The following is an 18,486-nucleotide window of genomic DNA, read 5'->3' as shown; positions in this document are numbered from 1 at the left end:
TTTTATTTCGTAATTTTGATAAAAATAAATTTCATGGAATTATCTAATATAGAACCGCAAATAATCTGGAAAAATTTCTCCAAATTAAATGCTGTTCCAAGACCATCAAAAAAAGAAGAAAAAGTAATTGCTTTCATCAAAGAATTCGGTGAAAACCTAGGATTGGAAACTACCGTTGATGAAGTAGGAAACGTGATCATCAAAAAACCTGCAACAGCGGGAATGGAAAACCGTAAATCTATTGTCTTACAATCACATTTAGACATGGTTTGTCAGAAAAACAACGATATAAATTTTGATTTTGAAACCGAAGGAATCAAAATGGAAATCGATGGAGACTGGGTAAAAGCAAAAGGGACAACTTTGGGAGCTGATAACGGTTTGGGAGTTGCTACGATCATGTCGATTTTAGAAAGTTCAGACATTCCGCATCCTGATTTGGAAGCGCTTTTTACGATTGATGAAGAAACCGGAATGACGGGAGCTTTAGGCTTAAAACCAGGACAATTAACCGGACAAATCTTATTAAATCTTGACACAGAAGAAGACGATGAGATCGATATCGGTTGTGCAGGAGGAATTGACGTTACGATTACTCAAAACTATGAAAAAGAAGATTCGAACGGACAAATTATAAGATTTGAGGTAAAAGGTCTTCAAGGCGGTCATTCAGGAATGGATATCCATAAAGGTTTCGGAAATGCAAATGTTATCTTGGGAAGATTGCTTTATAAAGCGTTGGAAAAAGAGAATATCCAACTAATTTCTATTGATGGAGGCGGATTGAGAAATGCAATTCCGAGAGAAGGTGTTGCGATTGCTTCCGTGAGAAATGCTCAGGAATTCATCGAAGAATTAACGAACGGACTTAAAAAAGAAATTTTAGAAGAATTTGCGACCGTAGAACCGAATCTTCAAATCAATATTGAAAATGCTACTTCTTCTGACAAAGCTATTTCTGAAGCAGATTCGAAGAAAATTATTTTAACATTGAAATCTCTTCACAACGGCGTTTACAGAATGAGTCCGGATGTAAAAGATCTTGTAGAATCTTCAAATAACGTGGCAAGAGTAGAATTAAAAGGGAGCGAATTGAAAATCTTAAACCTTTCAAGATCATCGGTAGATTCTTCAAAAGATTCTGTAGCAGAACAATTGAAATCTGTGGCAGAATTAGCAGGAATGAATACGGTTTTCAGCGGTTCTTATCCGGGATGGAAACCAAAACCGGGTTCTGAAATCGTTCAGCTAATGGAGAAAATCTACACTGAAAAATTCACAGAAAAACCACACGTTGTAGCTTGTCACGCAGGTTTGGAATGCGGAATTATCGGAGCTAATTATCCTGAAATGGAAATGGTAAGTTTCGGACCAACAATCCGCGGAGCTCACTCTCCCGACGAAAAAGCAAATATCTCTTCTACACAGAAATTCTGGAGTTTTACGAAAGATATTTTAGCGAATATTCCTTTAAAATAAGAATACAAAATTGCTATATTGAATATCCAAAGTCGTTTGATTTTGGATATTTTTATTTTTAAATCTTCTGATATTTAAACAATATCTATTAATCAATTCACATAAAAGTCATAAATTTGAGTAAGTTATACAAATTATGAACACACAAATTCTAAATGAAAAGCTTGAATTAATTCAATGGTTATCAACATTGGAGGATGCTTCTATTATCAAGAAATTAATGCAGTTCAAAAAAGAAGAAACTAAGGATTGGTGGGATTCAATTTCAGAAGAAGAAAAAAAATCGATTGAAAAAGGAATATCAGAAGCTGATAATAATGAATTAAAACCACATTCTGAAGCCAGAAAGCTGTATGAAAAATGGTTATAGCGTCTTTTGGACTCCCAATGCTTTAAGCGAATTGGAGGAAACCATAAAATATCTTCAAAAAAACTTTACTGATCAGGAAATAAAAAAACTTGCCGATAAAATCGAGAATCTCACTAAAATTATTTCTCAAAATCCATACATATTTCCGAAATCTGAAGGCAAAAATATTCACAAGGCAGTCATTCTCAAATTCAATACAATGTATTACCGTGTAAAAAATGAGAATGTAGAAATCTTATCCTTTTTCTCAAACAGACAATCTCCAACTAAAAGAAAAATTTAAAATATTTTATTATAAAAGATAATGAAAAGTATCACAGTATTCTGCGGTTCAAGCTTCGGTTCGGATAGCATTTTTGAAGAACAGGCGACTTTGCTTGGGCAGACTTTAGCAAAACAAAATATCGGGTTGGTTTATGGCGGTTCAAATACCGGTTTAATGAAGGCTGTTGCAGACGGCGCTTTGAATTCCGGTGGAAAAGTAACCGGAGTTCTTCCCCACTTTTTACAATCCAAAGAAATTGCCCATAAAGAATTGACCGAATTGATTTTGGTCGAAACTATGCACGAAAGAAAAACCAAGATGAATGAACTTTGCGACGGTGTGATCGTGCTTCCCGGAGGTTTTGGAACGTTGGAAGAGTTTTTCGAGATGATAACCTGGGCTCAGTTGGGACTTCATAAAAAACCGATCGCTGTTTTGAATATTGACGGATTTTATGATGATTTGATTAAATTAATTCAAACCATGGTTGACAAAGGATTTTTAAAACAAATCAATAGGGAAATGCTTTTGATGAGTGACAATATCGATGAACTTTTGGAGAAGATGAAAAATTATCAGGCTCCGACCGTTGGAAAATGGATTTCGAAGGATGAAGTTTAGTACATTTATAGTATTAAATTTATCACACCTAAAAGAAATATAGTAATGAAAAATCTCTTTTTACTTGCGGGTTTATTCTTAAGCCAAATAATTTCCGCGCAATACAGTTATCCCACGACTCCTGAAAAAGCAGTTGTTGATGATTATTTCGGAACAAAAATCACAGACAATTTCAGATGGATGGAAGACCTCAAAAGTCCTGAAGTACAGTCTTGGTTTAAGAATCAGTCAGATTACAGTCATACTATTATTGATAAAATTCCTCATCGAGAAGATCTTTTCAACCGTATGAAAGAGGTGCAGAAAATGAACGGAGATTCTTTTGGCGTTATTATGGAAAGGCAAAACGTTTATTTTTATACAAAAACGAAAAAAAGCGAAAACCTTTCTAAATTGTATTCCAGAGATCTTTCTACAGGAAAGGAAACGTTACTCTTTGATCCTGAAACTCTTGGTAAAAATACACAAATCACCAATTTTAATGTTGATTCAAAAGCAAAAAAGATCGCTATTTTGTTATCAAAATCAGGTGGTGAAATTTGCGACCTTAGAATTTTGGATCTTACGACAAAAAAATTGCTGAATGATGAAATCGGACCGATCTGGAGTGAATTTGCCTTCGATTTTACACAGGACGACCAAGCAATTATTTATACTAAAATGAGCACCGCAGATCCGAATAGCAATATGCTTTTAAAAGATATGAAAGCAATGATGCACGTAATCGGGACAGATTCAAAAACAGATAAAATATTAGCTTCAAGAGAAGAATATCCGGAACTGAATGCTTTAACAGAGCAGTTTGCAGACATTTCATTTACTGACGATTATAAACATATTATCTTAAGATTAAGTTCTGTAAAATCGGAAACCCCAATTTTTGTTGCGCCTTATTCAGAATTAAAAAACAAGAAAATAAAGTGGAAACAGATTATAAAACCTTCGGATGAAATTACCAGCTTGTACATTACAGGAGACCAACTTTTCCTTCTTACCCATAAAGATGCGCCAAATTACAAGATCATCCTTACCAGTCTTTCAAAGCCTGATTTTAAAACTGCAAAAGTAGTTGTTCCTGAAAGTAAAGATAACGTTATCGTTTCTATTCATAATTCTAAAAACTATCTGTATTATTCGTTAGGAAACGGTATTACGAGAGATAAATATCAAGTAAACCTTGCAACTTTATCGACGAAAAAAGTAGATCTTCCAACCGGTGTCAATACTTCATTATCATTAAATCAACGTGAAAATGACAACATTTTTTGCGGAAATATGAATTGGCTAACTCCACTCACGACGTATGAATACAATCCTGAAAAAGGAGCACCCGTAAAAAGCAAATATCTCAATTCTGAAACCAATTATCCTGATTATAATACACTTTACACCGTAAAAGAAATTGAAATAAAAAGTCACGATGGTGTCATGGTTCCTCTTTCGATTATTTATCCTAAAAATATGAAAATGGATGGTAATAATCCCGCTTATATCACAGGTTACGGCGGTTATGGATTTTCATATGAACCTCGTTTTTCAGCGAGACTTTCTGTGTTACTGGAACAAGGGGTCGTATTGGCAATAGCTCACGTAAGAGGCGGCGGCGAAAAAGGCGAAAACTGGCACAAAGCAGGAATGAAAGCCACCAAACCAAATACCTGGAAAGATTTCATCGCATGCTCAGAATATTTGATTGATCAAAAATACACTTCTCCATCAAAACTAATCGGAAACGGAGTAAGCGCAGGTGGAATTCTTATCGGAAGAGCCATCACCGAAAGACCCGATTTATATGCAGTCGCGATTGCCGAAGTAGGGATGACCAACACATTACGTTCTGAAACTACCGCAAACGGACCCAACCAAATTCCTGAAATTGGAAGCATTCAAAATGCAGAAGACGCAAAAAATTTACTTGAAATGGACGCTCAGAGTAAAGTAAAAAAAGGAGTAAAATATCCCGCAGTAATCATCCGCACCGGAATGAATGATTCCAGAATTGTACCTTGGGAACCCGGAAAATTCGCGGCGGCTTTGCAAAAAGATTCAGGTTCGGGAAAACCTGTTTTATTGTATGTAAACTACGAAAATGGTCATTTTACCAGTGATATGGATGTTGTTTTCAATGAATATGCAGATATTTATTCGTTTGCATTGTGGCAAGTGGGACATCCGAAGTTTCAGCCTTTAAAAAATTAAGATATTTAAAATCATACAAAAGCTCGCGACTTATAAAATCCTTGTATCAAAAAAATTATTAAATTTGAAGTAAATATTAAAAATTATGAATTTAGAAGCACGTAAAATATCGCTTGTTCAGGAATTTTTGAGAATTGATAATGAGAAAATCATCAGTGCTTTGGAAAATTTACTTCATAAAAGTAAGTCTGAAATTTTTGATGAAAATTTAAAACCAAAGTCTTTAGATCAATTGAATAGCGAAATAGATAAAGCTATTGAAGATGAAAATAATGACAGATTAATCAATGCAAAAGATTTAAAAAATAAAATCCAAAAATGGGATTAGAAATTTTTTGGTCACAATTTGCAGAAGATCAATTACAAGACATTTTCCAATACTACAAATTTAAAGCTGGAGTAAAAATTGCAGGAAAAATAATTAATGAAATTGTCGATAAAACTTTAATTTTAGATCAGAATTATAAAATCGGACAGATCGAAGAATTATTAACTGAAAGAGAATATGAGTTTAGATATTTAGTTTCAAACAATTATAAAATTATTTATTACATCAACTCAGAAACAAGTAAGATTATCATTGCAAATGTTTTCGATACAAGACAAAATCCTGTAAAATTAAACGAAACAAAATAATTTCAATTAAAAACAAAAAAACTCCCGAAGAACCATCTTCAGGAGTTTTTTTATATTTTAAATAAAATTTTCTAAGGATAAGGAGCAATTTCCACTTCAAGACCTTCCATTTCCATTGCCATATGTAATTGGCAACCCAATCTGCTGTTTTCTTTCACATGGAAAGCTTCGGCAAGCATGGCATCTTCTTCATCACCAATCGGCTCAAGTCCCGGATCTGCAATTACATAAACCTGACATGAAGCGCACATCGCCATTCCTCCACAAACCCCGATCGTGCCTTCTTCTGCCAATTCATACGAACGAATGATTTCCATTAAATTCATGGACATGTCCGTTGGCGCTACAACATCGTGAGTTACACCTTCCCTATCGGTGATTTTTATATTTATATCGTTCATTTAGTTGATGGTTGATTGTTTATAGTTGATGGTAACAGCTCGTTTTAACTAACAACTAATAACCGTCAACTGGCAACAAATTTAATCAATTTTTTTCACAACAGCTTTTTCTGCTTCTTTACGGCTTCCGTCGAAACCATCTACACCACTTACTGTTGTATATTTCAATACGAATTTTTTACCCGGATTCAATCTGTTATAAACACTTTGACACATTAGCGTTGCCTCGTGGAAACCACAAAGAATCAACTTTAATTTCCCCGGATAAGTATTGATATCTCCGATCGCGTAAATCCCTTCAATGTTAGTTTGATAATCCAAAGCGTTATTTACAACGATTGCATTTTTCTCGATATTTAATCCCCATTGAGCAATTTCACCCAATTTTGGAGTTAATCCGAATAATGGAATAAAATAATCTGTTTCAATATCAAGAGGTTCTTCACCGTCTTTTACCACAGTAATTGCTTCTACTTTTCCGTCACCTTTAATTGCTGTAACTTCTGCAGGAGTAATTAATTTTATTTTCCCCTGATTTTTTAAATCCTGAACTTTTTCTACAGAATCCAAAGCTCCACGGAACTCATTTCTTCTGTGGATCAAGGTCACTTCACTTGCCACATTTGATAAGAAAACACTCCAGTCAAGCGCAGAATCTCCACCTCCGGCGATTACTACTTTTTTATTTCTGAAATGTTCAGGTTCTTTTACGAAATATTCAAGACCTTTTTCTTCATAATCAGCAATATTTTCAAATGCCGGTTTTCTAGGCTCAAAAGTTCCCAAACCACCTGCAATAGCAATTGCTTTACATCTGTGAACAGTTCCTTTGTTGGTAACAACTTCGAACCATTCGTCATCCACTTTAGTATAAGAAACAGCCGTTTCGCCTAAAGTAAACCCCGGTTGAAACTGCTTGATCTGCTCCATCAAATTATCTACTAATTCCCCTGCATTTACAGACGGATACCCCGGAATATCGAAAATAGGTTTTTTAGGATAAAGCTCAGCCAATTGTCCTCCCGGTTGAGGAAGTGCATCAATAATGTGACACTTCATTTTTAATAAGCCTGCTTCAAATACAGCAAAAAGTCCGGTTGGGCCGGCTCCTATGATCAATATATCGGTCGTTATCATAATAATAAGATAATTTAATTATACTTGTGGCTGCAAATTTACTAATTTTAATGCGAAGCATATTTAATTCAGTCTAAATAAAAAACTGAGATTTATCAAATATCTTTAAAATTCTGTCGATTTTAAATTTGGCAGTGTTTTTGTAAAATTCTAGTTATGAAGAAAATTTTAAATTTTTTAACCCTCTTTGTATTCTTTTTAGGCTTCGGTCAGATCGATAATATTGCAGACGGAGAATCTATTACATTAAGAATCCATTACGGGTTTTTCAATGCCGGAACCGCCAATCTTACAGCACAGAAAACGACTTATAAAGGAGCTCCTCACCTTCATGTAAGAGGAACCGGACAGACAACCGGAGCTGTAAAAGCATTTTTCAAAGTAGAAGATTTTTATGAAAGCTATATCAATATGCAGACAGAAACTTCCCAGTTTCTATGTAAGAAATGTGAAGGAAGGAAGCTATCGACAACATTTTGAAACAGTTTTTAACCACGATAACAATACGTTAGTTTTAACCGATAAAAAAACTCCGGCAAACGGATCAAAAGTAATTAAGTCGGTGAAAGGCATCCAAGATATGCTTTCTTGCTTTTATTATTTAAGAAGTAAAAGTTCTGCAGAACTAAAAACGGGAACGGTTATTAATATGAATGTCTGGATCGATGATGAAATGTTTCCTTTTCAGCTAAAAGTAGTAGGAACAGAAAATCTAGATACGAAATTCGGAAAAATCAATTGTTTAAAAATTATCCCATCTGTAAAAAGCGGAAGGGTTTTTAAGCAAAAAGAAGGTGTTACCATGTGGGTTTCAAACGATGCAAACCACGTCCCAATGCTATTAAAAGCAGAGTTGGCGGTTGGTTCTTTAAAGGCAAGTATCGATGATTATAAAAATGTGAAATATCCCTTAAAATTCACAAAATAAAACATATAATTAGTTTTTAATTTGAAGAATGTCTGTAAAATTTACAGACATTTTTTATTTTTTGATGTAATACATTTCAAATCTCGGTTGTCTTTGCTTTAAACGTTAAGACCTAAGATCATGAAAACTCAGTTACTGACCATCTGCATTATATTATGTTCAGTTTTTACCTACGGACAGAAAAAAGAAGATGATAATATCGTCAGAAAGAAAATATTAATCACAAAAACCTCATCATCACCAAAAATTGATGGAATTCTCGATGATGCGCAATGGCAGAATGCTCCGATTGCAACAGGCTTTATTGAAAGAGCTCCAAACAACGGAAAGTTACAAGCTGATTCTATAAAAACTGAGGTCAGAATTTTGTATGATGACACCGGAATTTATTTCGGGGCGCAAATGTATGATCCGACTCCCAACAAAATTGCAAAAGAATTAACGGAAAGGGACGGCGTTGGTAATGACGATTTTTTCGGAGTAGCTTTAAATGGTTATAATGATAAACAGCAAAGTCTTGAATTCATGGTAACGGCAGCAGGAGTTCAGTTTGATGCGAAATTGACGACAGACGGTGAAGATGATACCTGGAATTCGATCTGGTACAGCGGTGCAAAACTGAATGAAAAAGGATGGTCTGTTGAAATGAAAATTCCTTATTCAGAATTAAGGTTTCCGAAAAGCAATGTGCAGGAATGGGGAATGAATATGTTCCGAAGAATCCAGAGAATTAAAGCTTCTTATGACTGGAATTTTGTGGATAATGCTAAAAATTCGTACACCCTTTTCGATGGTGTTTTACAGGGAATTGAAAATATTAATCCTCCTACCCGATTGTCTTTCACGCCTTATTTTTCAACATATGTGAATAGTTATGACGGGAAAACAACCTCAAGCTTTAATGGTGGAATGGATTTAAAATATGGAATTAATGATGCTTTCACCTTCGATATGACGTTGGTTTCCGGATTTCGGACAGGCGAATTTTGATAATTCAATTTTAAATTTAACTCCATTTGAACAACAGTTTTCCGAGCAGCGAACATTCTTCACAGAAGGAACTGAATTGTTCAGCAAAGGCGGAATGTTTTATTCAAGAAGAGTCGGCGGAGAGCCTTCAAGATATCCAACAATCAATGAAAATGAAGAAGTCACGGAATATCCTTCAAAAGTAAAATTATTTAATGCTTTTAAAATTTCGGGAAGAACGAAAAAAGGTCTCGGAATCGGGTTTTTCAATGGAGTCACACAACAAATGGAAGCCACGATTGTAAACCATGAAACAGGTGAAGTGAGAAAAGAAGTTGTAGAACCCTGGGCGAATTATAATGTGTTGGTTTTCGATCAGAGATTTCATGGAAACTCTTCTGTGTCATTAGTCAACACCAATGTTACAAGAGACGGAAGTTTCCGCGATGCAAACGCTACAGGGATTCTTTGGGATATCAGTAACAAGAAAAATACGTATAAAACTTTTGGAAGTTTAAAAGGGAGTTGGGTGATGGATGAAGGTACGAAATTCGGGACAAAAGCGGAAGCCGGAGTGGAAAAAATTGCAGGAAAACACCGTTTCAGCATCAACGGAAATATGACGACAAAAGACTGGGATATCAATGATGTCGGGTTTTCTACAAAGACCAATTTAGGAAATTATAATGCTTGGTACGGTTACAGAATTTTGCAGCCGACGAAGAATTTCAACAATATATTTATGAATTTTAATCTGAATTATTTCCACAGATTAGAGCCATTTATTTTCCAGAATCTTGTTTTTAATAATAACAATAGTTTTACCGATAAACAATTCAGAACTTTTGGTGGCGGAATTGAGTTTTCACCAATGACTCAGAATGATATTTATGAGCCGAGAACATTCGGAAGACATCTTAAAGTTCCCGGATATTTTGATTCTTGGGTTTGGTTTGAAAGTGACAGCAGAAAAAAACTGCAGTATAATTTTGAGTTTGATTATTATGCTTTTGATGAAAAAGGAAGAAATCAAATTATTACTAATTTCGGACTGCGTTACAGATTTTCGGATCGATTTAATGTAAACTGGACTTTCAATCCGAGTTTCAGCAACAACGAAACAGGTTTTGCAGGAAAAAGCGACACGGATATTTTCATCGGAAGAAGACAGAGAAATACCTACGAAAATGCTTTAACTTCAAAATATACATTTAATGAAAAAACGGCTCTGTCATTAACTTTCAGACATTATTTTTCGGATGTTACTTATAAGCAGTTTTACACTTTAAATCAGGATGGAAGCTTGGCTGAAACCAATCTTTTTGACAAAAATCTAAATGGAACTTACAATGCCTGGAATGTTGATTTAAGATTTTCATGGTGGTTTGCTCCGGGAAGTCAACTGACTTTGTTATACCGAAATGCAACTTCCAATTATCTCGAATTTTCGAGGTTGAATGTGACAAAAAACTACGATATGCTTTTCAGTCAACCGACGGTAAACAATTTTTCTCTGAAGCTGACTTACTTTTTAGACTATAACCGTGTGAAAAGCTGGACGAAGAAAAAGCTGTAAAAAATTAACCTAAACGAAGTTTACACTTAAAAATAGTAAGATAAATTTCTCCTTCGTCGAAATGACAGTGAGAAAGACAGAAAACTGTAGAAAATTTTTCAATAGAATTTAGTTTTTAATTACGTTTTGTTTCTTAGGTCAGTAATTAAAAACGATCAAACCTCCGAAATTTTCAGAGGTTTGATCTTTCATGAGGGGTTTTTTCCAGTATCTATTACAAAACTTTACTATTTTTCCACAAAAGTGATTAAGAATAATTTTAATATATCCTAAGAATGATTTTTTATTAATTCAATAAGTTTGATAATATTTTCAATTTTTCGGAATATTTTTTATTTGTACTTATTGTATTCCGCTTAATATCCAGTTGGATGTTAATTTTTAAATTTCTATGGCATCTTGCAAAAAATTGATTATTTACATTTTAATAGTAAGATTTTTTAGTTGTTAAGAATATTGAGGTAAATTTCCCCTTCGTGGAAATGACGATGAGAAAGGCAGAAAAACCGCAGAAAATTTTTCAATAGAAACTGGTTTTTAATTACATTTTATTTTTGGAACAGTAATTAAAAACGATCAAACCTCCGAAAATTTCAGAGGTTTGATTGTTTGTGTTTTTTTAGGCTGCCCGAAGGCTTCATTTTTTTCCAGTATCTGTTACGAGGTTTTCAGTTTCGCAATCATGATACCTTATCATTTGTGTTTAAAAGATCTTTGATTCTGGATTAATTTTCATCATTTGTGTTTTCAGAATCAAAGATCTTTTGTAATGATTAGTTAATAATTGTTTGAAATCATCTTTATTATCTATTACAAAAATAGCAACATATAGGTATATATTCATATTATTTCCTGTAGATATATATCGATGAAATTGTAGATATTTTTCTACAAAAAGATGAATCATCTTTGCTAATACAATCATAATAATATATTCACGGAAAATTTTACTAATTTCCCTAAAAAGTGATTAATAATACTTTTAATATAATCTGAGAATATTTTCTTATTAATTCAATAAGTTCTACAATATTTTCAATTTATCGGAATCTTTTTTACTTGTACTTATTGTATTTTGTTTAATCAAAATTTCCATAGTTTTCTGAAAAATTGATTTTTTAATATTAAGATAGGTTTCTCCTTCATCAAAATGACATGAGAAGAACAATTAGATTGTAGAAAATTTTTCAATAGAATCTTATTTATAATTACGTTTTGTTTTTTAGGTTCGTAATTAAAAACAATCAAACCTCCGAAATTTTCAGAGGTTTAATTTTCAATAAGTGTGTTTTTTTAGGCTGCTTTTTAAAGCTTGTGTGTTTTTTAGTATCTCTTACGATGTTTTCAGCTTCGCAATCATGATACCTCATCATTTGTGTTTAAAAGATCTTTGATCCTGATTTAATTTCATCATTTGTGTTTTCAGAACCAAAGATCATTTCTAATTATTGACTAATAATTGTTTGAAATCACTTTTATTATCTGTTACAAAAATACCAACATATAGGTATATATTCATAGTATTTCCTGTAGATATATATCGATGGGATTGTAGATATTTTTCTACAAAAAGACGAATAATCTTCGTTAAGACAAGCACAATAAGATATTTTCGGAAAATTTTACTTATTTCCCTTAAAAGTGATTAATAATAATTTTATTATAACCTTAAGAATGGTCTTTTATTAATTCAATAAGTTCGACAATATTTTCAATTTTCAATTTATCGAATATTCTCTTTTTAATTGTACTTACGGTATTCTGTTTAACATCCAGCTTTCCTGCAATTTCAAGGTTTCCATGACCTTCTGCGTACATTCTTGCAATTTGTAGTTCTCTCTCCGTCAAGGATGACAAAGGGTCTATCTGTTTACCGTTGTGCAGCGAATTCATTAATAAAGCCTGCGTTACGGGAGAAATATATTCCCCTTCATTTTTTATTTTAAGAATGGCCTGCTCTATTTCATCTTCTTCATTCATTTTACTTAGAAAACCGTTTGCACCTGCATTAATATATTTAAGCGAATGTACATTTTCATCGATCCCTGTAAAGATCAAAACTTTAATTTCAGGGCTGATTTTTTTAATTTCAGGTAAAATGGAAAGGCTGTTTCCATCGGGAAAATGGGCATCTATTATAGCTATATCTATTGCATGAGTTCTCACAGCTTCCAAAGCCTGCTGAAGAGTGGATGCCTGGAAAACTTCATAATCAAAACCAATGTCTTCTAAGACAAAAAGAACTCCCTGCCGTATAAGACTGTGATCATCTGCAAGTAAAAAATTGATCGATTTATTATCTAGCTCATTCATGTATTAATATTTAAATTAATAGCGAAATTAACGGTTGTCCCTTTATTCACCTCACTTGTAACGGAAATAGTTCCACCGTATAATTCCACAATTTCTTTACACAAGCTTAATCCCAAACCTGCGCCAAGATTTTCTACATCTTCAGATAATATGCCCTGATAATAAGGCTCAAATATCTTTTCTAAATCAGATTGGGAGATTCCGGCACCGGTATCGCTTATTTGCGTGGTTAAGGAAATTGTATTTTTATTGATAGGTTTCTGCAGATGTAACTACAGTAATTTGCCCATTCTCCGTGAACTTATTGGCATTCCCGAGAATATTCATAAAAACCTGATTAATCTTTGTATTATCGGAATAAACGACAATATCCGGATTTATATTTTCATTAATGACGAATGTATTATTTCTCGTTTCAATATAAGGCTGAATCGAAGTCAATATGGACGTTATTTCATTTTTAAGATTAAAAACCACTGGAATCAATTTGTTTTCTACCTGCTGGTTTTTTGTATATTCTAAAATCTGGTTTGCCTGCATCAATAAAGTATTATTGGTGAAGCTTATCGATTTAAGATATCCTTTTACATTTTCATCATCCGTTTTATTATTAATTTTTTTAATAAAAATACCAATGATTTTTAAGGGTGATCTCAATTCGTGGCTCAGCATACCCAAAATTCTGTTTTTAAAATTCAGGTTTTCATTAATCTGTTTATTGGCAGCATTCAGTTTCTTTTCATATATAAATGCTATTCTTGTTAAAAACATAATCAATATCGATACAATGAACATTAGGAACATGGCTCCGAATATCAGATTCATCCGGGTCTTATTATTTTTCGAATTTTGCTTATCGTATTCTTTTTCCAGATCAGATTTAGAGTCTTTAATAGCTCCTTCATAAACATTCATCAAACCGTTGCTGTAAACCAGCAAATGACCAAATATGGTGTAAAATTTACGGTTGTTGTTTTCGTTGTTAGTAACGTTTTTGGTAACGTTTACCTGAATTTTTTTTATCTGTCCCGAATAGTGATTATTAACTAAACTGAAAAGACTGTCGAATTCCCTTTTTATATTTTTAGCATTGGGTACCGTGCCCTGTTTTACAGTAATTACGGTGCTGTCTTTACGTACATTTTGCTTTCCAGATATTGCATCTCCCAAACGTCCGAATAAGCCTTTTTTCTTAACAGTATCCGAAAAGGTTTTAGATTCTACATTGAATTTGTTGAAATCATAATCCAGACTATATTTTTTCAACTCTGGTAGCTCATTATTAGCTTTAAAGTTTGAGTTCGTAGAAAACTGATACGTAGAATCAATCAATACTTTCAGCTTTTTAACCTCTAATGGATCGGTTTTATGTAATTCTAAAATATTCTTTAATCTCGGATATTTATTTTGATAATGACCGATGCTGTCTAAATTTTCCCCAAGCTTATTTAACGATCCAAAGTAAGATTCTAAGAATTTATTATCTTCTGTCGCTACATATTTCTGAAAATAATCTTGCGCACTTAAAAGCTCTTTTTGAGAATTATCTGTTAGATCTTCCAAGGAATGAAGCTCTTTTAATTGACCTTCAATAAAAGCTAGATTTTTCTTACCGGTAAATTCATTATAAAAGAATACCGCAATAAGCATTTGGATTAATAAAATACATATAATGAGTGAATAATGTACAATTTTCCTTGATCTAAAATTCAGTAATTTTTTAACCATTCCGTGTGTGTTATGTCATAAAATTAATAAAAAAAATCCTGTAAAGTATTTTTTTACAGGATTAGTTTTATTTTAGTTTAAAATCATTTATAAAGTTTTAAACTGTTCCAGCGTTCTGATATCATTTTCGAAGAACATTCTGATGTCACTCATTTGATAAAGAAGCATTACAATTCTTTCAATTCCCATGCCGAAAGCATATCCCGAATATTTTTCAGAATCTATATTTACATTTTTCAAAACAGCAGGATCTACCATTCCGCAACCCATAATTTCCAACCAGCCTGTTCCTTTCGTGATTCTGTAATCTGTTTCAGAGTTTAATCCCCAATACACATCAATTTCTGCACTTGGCTCAGTAAACGGGAAATAAGAAGGTCTTAATCTGATTTTCGACTTTCCGAAAAGTTCTGTTGTAAAAAACTGAATCGTTTGTTTTAAATCTGCGAAACTTACATTTTCATCGATATACAACCCTTCAATCTGGTGGAAAATACAATGAGAACGAGAAGAAACCGCTTCATTTCTGAACACTCTGCCCGGAGATAAAATCCTTATTGGCGGCTGATTTTCCTCCATATAACGAATCTGTACCGAAGAAGTATGCGTTCTCAACAAAATATCAGGATTCTGCTCGATAAAGAAAGTATCCTGCATATCTCTTGCCGGATGATATTCCGGAAGATTCAGCGCAGTAAAATTGTGCCAGTCGTCCTCGATTTCCGGTCCGTCTGCAACAGCAAAACCGATCGATTTGAAAATCTCGATAATTCTATTTTTCACTAAATTGATTGGATGTCTGGAACCCAGATCCAACGGAAAAGCAGGTCTTGTAAGATCTTCTTTTTCTAAGATAAGAGAAGACTCGGAAGAACTTTTAAGATCCTCCAATTTTACGTTAACAGCCTGCTTCAAAGTATTGATTTTCTGACCAAAATCTTTTTTCTGATCGTTCGGAACTTCTTTAAATTTTTCAAAAAAATCGTTCAGAATTCCTTTTTTACCATTATACTTGATTCGGAAGTTTTCAATATCCTCTTTAGATGTAGCATTGAAGCCGTTTACCTCAACCAGTAACTCTTCTATCTTTTCTATCATTGTTTTACCCTTTCAAAATGTTTTGCAAAAATACGGTTTTTCAATTGAATAATTTTCCTAATTATGTTAAAAAAATCTGCCTCTTTTTCGGGAGGCAGACTTCAATCACTTATTTCACTTAAATAAAAAAATTATTTTTTTTCTAAAGCTTTCACGTTGATCTGAAGAGTTACCTCATCCTTGATCACACCGTTTTCAGCAGGAGCCTGAAATTTCACTCCAAACTCTTCTCTTTTAATATCTTTCGGTTCGGTGGCAATACTTACCAATCCTTCTTTCACCGAAACATTAGCTTTGAACTGCACTGGTTTTGTAATTCCTTTCACGGTTAAATTACCCTCCAAAACCGTATTATAGTCGCCTTCCGCGGAAGGAGTCACTTTTGTAATTTCATAAGAAGCTGTCGGGAATTTTTCTACTTCAAAAAAATCTCCGCTTTTCAGGTGTCTGTTTAGTTTTTCTAAATTTTCGGTATCATTCTTTAAATCTTCAGACGTTAAAGAATTCATATCTGCCACGAATTTTCCGCTTTCCAGTTTTCCTTCTTTTACTGTGACATCACCACTTTCAAATTTAATGGTTCCGAAATGGCTTGTATTTTCAGATTTAAAAATTTTATAGCCCTTCCATTCCACTTTACTGTTCATAGTATCCACTACAAATTCGTTTCCGTCTTTCGTTGTGGTCACTTCATTACTTTCACTGGAAAGAGGTTTATCCTTATTACAGGAAATTACCGTTGCTGCCGCAAAAAATGCAGGAATAACCAGTAAAAAGAGCTTTCTTTTCATCATTAATTAAAATTTTATTACTACTGCTAATATAATAAAAAAAATTGTTTTTTCCTAAAAACATTTCATTTCATTACATTTGTATTATGCTATTAGAAATAAACAATTTATACTTTTCATATTCCAAAGAAAAACCCCTGTTTCAGAACCTTAACCTAAGGTTTGAAGAAGGAAAAACCATAGCATTAGCCGGAGAAAGCGGGTGCGGAAAATCTACTTTATTAAGCTTAATTTACGGACTTCTGGATTGGGAAAGCGGAGACATTATTTTTAACGGAGAAAGATTATTGGGACCAAAATCAAACCTTGTTCCCGGAGAATCTCAAATGAAGTTTGTGGCTCAAAATTTTGATTTGATGCCTTATGCAACCGTTGCCGAAAATGTAGGGAAATTTATTTCTAATATTAATTTAGCCCAGAAAAAAGAAACCGTTGCCGAACTTCTGGAAGTCGTAGGTCTGGAAGATTTCGCAAATGTTTTACCTAAATATTTAAGTGGCGGACAACAGCAGAGAGTTGCCATTGCAAGAGCTCTTTCGGTACTTCCGAAACTTTTGATTCTTGATGAACCTTTCAGTAATCTGGATTTTCCGAGAAAAATAGAATTGCGAGAAAAATTATTCCGATATGTAAAACAGCAGAATATTTCTCTCATTATTTCTACGCATGAACTGCAGGATGTTATTCCGTGGCTGGATCAGATTATTGTGCTTCAGAACGGAAGATTAATTCAGAATGACAATCCGGAAGAAACATTCAGAAATCCGTATAATTTTTATGTTGCCAAGCTTTTTGGTGAAGTAAATATTTTCAACGAAACGGAAGTTGCCAATTTCCAGCTTCCGAAGTTTTCTTATTATCCCAAAGAAATAAAAATCTCTGAAAATGGTTTTGAAGCCGAGGTTTTAGAAAGCCGATTCGCAGGAAATCATTATTGGAATAAAGTGAAAGCAATGAATAAAGAGTTGATTGTTTTTACGGATCAAAAGATTGAAAATTTGGTTAGAATTTCTTTTGTGTAATGAATTTCTTTTGCCATTTTGCTGGTGGGAAAATTTATTTTTAACGCTAAGCTCGCTAAGTTTTTTTTGAAATGATTGAGAATATTTTTCGGTTGCGAAGGCATTTCACTCAGCAAAGGTTTCCATCATATTTATCATTTTGAAATAAATCTAAGCAGGATTTTAAAAATTGATTTGGAAAGATTCGTGCTTTATCAGGATGACAGATTTTGTGAATTTAAACCTTCAAGGTTTGATTTGTAATCGTCGCAAATTCTTATCTCTTTCGCTTTAAACATCACATTTACTAACACTTATTGTAAATTTGTGGATAAAAAAAATACAAACATAAGAATGCCGTGTAAAACTTTTTCTTACATTTGTATATCCACAGCATAAGGAAATTTTTGGTTAATACTCTTTCTGCCTCCTAAGATGAAAATTAGTATCGGTCAAACGAAGCAATCTAGTCTTTTGAAAGATTACCCTGTCCAATTCTTTCCTTTTTTTATGCCTTTTTCACAAATTCTGATTTCAGAGCCATTGAACCGAAACCATCAATTTTACAATCAATATTATGGTCGCTATCTGGTCTTAAACGAATATTTTTAACTTTAGTTCCTGCTTTTACGGGTTTTGGAGCACCTTTTACGGGCAAATCTTTGATGACAACCACAGAATCTCCGTCCTGCAATTCATTTCCGTTTGAATCTAAAATTTGTCCTGAATTTGAAACTTCTGCCACAGTTTCTTCCGGATTCCATTCGTAGAAACATTGCGAACAAACCATTACATTATCACTTGGATAAGTAAATTCGGAACTACATTTCGGACAAAGTACTACATCACTCATATTATATTTTTTGCAAAGGTAAGATTTTAAAATGAGTTCCGAGGTTCACAAAACGAGGTTCAAACTATGGTGGAAAGGGAAAAATTGAAACTCAAAACACGAAACTCGTATCTCTCAACTT

At 33.4% G+C, this 18,486-nt stretch carries 18 protein-coding genes and 1 pseudogene; 11 read left to right on the top strand and 8 right to left on the bottom strand.

Annotated elements, in window-relative coordinates:
- The first annotated feature begins 33 nt into the window (after nucleotides 1-33).
- The 7 genes from J3D55_RS06905 (at nucleotide 34) to J3D55_RS06875 (ending at nucleotide 5,570) form a co-directional block, all read left to right on the top strand.
- Nucleotides 34-1,479 carry an aminoacyl-histidine dipeptidase gene (locus tag J3D55_RS06905; protein WP_259129497.1) on the top strand — a complete coding sequence of 482 codons (1,446 nt, stop codon included), beginning with the start codon at nucleotides 34-36 and terminating at the stop codon, nucleotides 1,477-1,479.
- A gap of 136 nt (nucleotides 1,480-1,615) precedes the next feature.
- The gene (locus tag J3D55_RS06900) at nucleotides 1,616-1,849 is read left to right on the top strand and encodes a hypothetical protein (RefSeq protein WP_259129492.1); all 234 of its coding nucleotides are present in this window, start codon (nucleotides 1,616-1,618) and stop codon (nucleotides 1,847-1,849) included.
- On the top strand, nucleotides 1,833-2,132 hold the full coding sequence (locus J3D55_RS06895) for a type II toxin-antitoxin system RelE/ParE family toxin (RefSeq protein ID WP_259129490.1): 300 nt from the start codon (nucleotides 1,833-1,835) through the stop codon (nucleotides 2,130-2,132). The genes J3D55_RS06900 and J3D55_RS06895 overlap by 17 nt, the downstream gene beginning before the upstream one ends.
- Before the next feature lie 21 nt (nucleotides 2,133-2,153).
- Nucleotides 2,154-2,735 carry an LOG family protein gene (locus J3D55_RS06890; RefSeq protein WP_259129486.1) on the top strand — a complete coding sequence of 194 codons (582 nt, stop codon included), beginning with the start codon at nucleotides 2,154-2,156 and terminating at the stop codon, nucleotides 2,733-2,735.
- A 45-nt stretch (nucleotides 2,736-2,780) separates the two neighbouring features.
- On the top strand, nucleotides 2,781-4,934 hold the full coding sequence (locus J3D55_RS06885) for a prolyl oligopeptidase family serine peptidase (RefSeq protein ID WP_259129481.1): 2,154 nt from the start codon (nucleotides 2,781-2,783) through the stop codon (nucleotides 4,932-4,934).
- Nucleotides 4,935-5,019: 85 nt separating this feature from the next.
- Complete coding sequence (locus J3D55_RS06880; RefSeq protein WP_259129477.1) at nucleotides 5,020-5,262, top strand: hypothetical protein; 243 nt, start codon at nucleotides 5,020-5,022, stop codon at nucleotides 5,260-5,262.
- The gene (locus J3D55_RS06875) at nucleotides 5,253-5,570 is read left to right on the top strand and encodes a type II toxin-antitoxin system RelE/ParE family toxin (RefSeq protein ID WP_259129470.1); all 318 of its coding nucleotides are present in this window, start codon (nucleotides 5,253-5,255) and stop codon (nucleotides 5,568-5,570) included. Before J3D55_RS06880 ends, J3D55_RS06875 begins: the two co-directional genes overlap by 10 nt.
- A 71-nt stretch (nucleotides 5,571-5,641) precedes the next feature.
- Here J3D55_RS06875 and J3D55_RS06870 read toward each other — a convergent pair whose 3' ends face one another.
- Both J3D55_RS06870 and J3D55_RS06865 read right to left on the bottom strand, forming a co-directional pair.
- Nucleotides 5,642-5,971: a 2Fe-2S iron-sulfur cluster-binding family protein gene (locus tag J3D55_RS06870; protein WP_259129469.1), complete on the bottom strand. Its 330-nt coding sequence runs from the start codon at nucleotides 5,969-5,971 to the stop codon at nucleotides 5,642-5,644.
- 81 nt (nucleotides 5,972-6,052) lie between these two features.
- Complete coding sequence (locus J3D55_RS06865) at nucleotides 6,053-7,108, bottom strand: NAD(P)/FAD-dependent oxidoreductase (protein ID WP_259129468.1); 1,056 nt, start codon at nucleotides 7,106-7,108, stop codon at nucleotides 6,053-6,055.
- A gap of 156 nt (nucleotides 7,109-7,264) precedes the next feature.
- On the opposite strand from J3D55_RS06865, the pseudogene J3D55_RS06860 reads away from it, so the two are divergent.
- From J3D55_RS06860 to J3D55_RS06850, 3 genes and pseudogenes are all read left to right on the top strand, one after another.
- Nucleotides 7,265-8,036, top strand: a pseudogene (locus tag J3D55_RS06860) (DUF3108 domain-containing protein).
- A gap of 120 nt (nucleotides 8,037-8,156) precedes the next feature.
- Nucleotides 8,157-9,026, top strand: a complete 870-nt coding sequence (locus tag J3D55_RS06855) for a carbohydrate binding family 9 domain-containing protein (RefSeq protein WP_259129467.1) — start codon at nucleotides 8,157-8,159, stop codon at nucleotides 9,024-9,026.
- Nucleotides 9,027-9,033: 7 nt separating this feature from the next.
- Nucleotides 9,034-10,581: a DUF5916 domain-containing protein gene (locus J3D55_RS06850; RefSeq protein WP_259135050.1), complete on the top strand. Its 1,548-nt coding sequence runs from the start codon at nucleotides 9,034-9,036 to the stop codon at nucleotides 10,579-10,581.
- A gap of 1,668 nt (nucleotides 10,582-12,249) precedes the next feature.
- On the opposite strand, the gene J3D55_RS06845 is transcribed toward J3D55_RS06850, so the two are convergent.
- The 5 genes from J3D55_RS06845 to J3D55_RS06825 all read right to left on the bottom strand — a co-directional run bounded on the left by J3D55_RS06845 (nucleotide 12,250) and on the right by J3D55_RS06825 (nucleotide 16,511).
- A complete protein-coding gene (locus tag J3D55_RS06845; protein ID WP_259129465.1) occupies nucleotides 12,250-12,894 on the bottom strand; it encodes a response regulator in 645 nt (214 codons plus the stop codon).
- The gene (locus tag J3D55_RS06840; protein ID WP_259135048.1) at nucleotides 12,891-13,070 is read right to left on the bottom strand and encodes an ATP-binding protein; all 180 of its coding nucleotides are present in this window, start codon (nucleotides 13,068-13,070) and stop codon (nucleotides 12,891-12,893) included. Before J3D55_RS06840 ends, J3D55_RS06845 begins: the two co-directional genes overlap by 4 nt.
- Nucleotides 13,071-13,140: 70 nt before the next feature.
- On the bottom strand, nucleotides 13,141-14,544 hold the full coding sequence (locus tag J3D55_RS06835; RefSeq protein ID WP_259129464.1) for a sensor histidine kinase: 1,404 nt from the start codon (nucleotides 14,542-14,544) through the stop codon (nucleotides 13,141-13,143).
- Nucleotides 14,545-14,709: 165 nt separating this feature from the next.
- A complete protein-coding gene (gene pheS, locus J3D55_RS06830) occupies nucleotides 14,710-15,720 on the bottom strand; it encodes a phenylalanine--tRNA ligase subunit alpha (protein WP_259129463.1) in 1,011 nt (336 codons plus the stop codon).
- Between the two features lie 131 nt (nucleotides 15,721-15,851).
- Nucleotides 15,852-16,511: a YceI family protein gene (locus J3D55_RS06825; protein WP_259135045.1), complete on the bottom strand. Its 660-nt coding sequence runs from the start codon at nucleotides 16,509-16,511 to the stop codon at nucleotides 15,852-15,854.
- Between the two features lie 86 nt (nucleotides 16,512-16,597).
- On the opposite strand from J3D55_RS06825, the gene J3D55_RS06820 reads away from it, so the two are divergent.
- Nucleotides 16,598-17,533: a sulfate/molybdate ABC transporter ATP-binding protein gene (locus J3D55_RS06820; protein ID WP_259129461.1), complete on the top strand. Its 936-nt coding sequence runs from the start codon at nucleotides 16,598-16,600 to the stop codon at nucleotides 17,531-17,533.
- Nucleotides 17,534-18,020: 487 nt separating this feature from the next.
- Here the strand turns inward: J3D55_RS06820 and J3D55_RS06815 are convergent, their stop codons facing one another.
- On the bottom strand, nucleotides 18,021-18,365 hold the full coding sequence (locus J3D55_RS06815) for a zinc ribbon domain-containing protein YjdM (protein ID WP_259129460.1): 345 nt from the start codon (nucleotides 18,363-18,365) through the stop codon (nucleotides 18,021-18,023).
- Nucleotides 18,366-18,486 lie beyond the last annotated feature (121 nt).

The sequence above is a fragment of the Chryseobacterium ginsenosidimutans genome, from assembly GCF_024807225.1.
In the GTDB taxonomy this organism is placed as follows: Bacteria; Bacteroidota; Bacteroidia; order Flavobacteriales; family Weeksellaceae; genus Chryseobacterium; species Chryseobacterium ginsenosidimutans.
The sequence above is the reverse complement of the archived record's forward strand: the minus strand, read 5'-3'. Positions and strand labels throughout refer to the sequence as shown.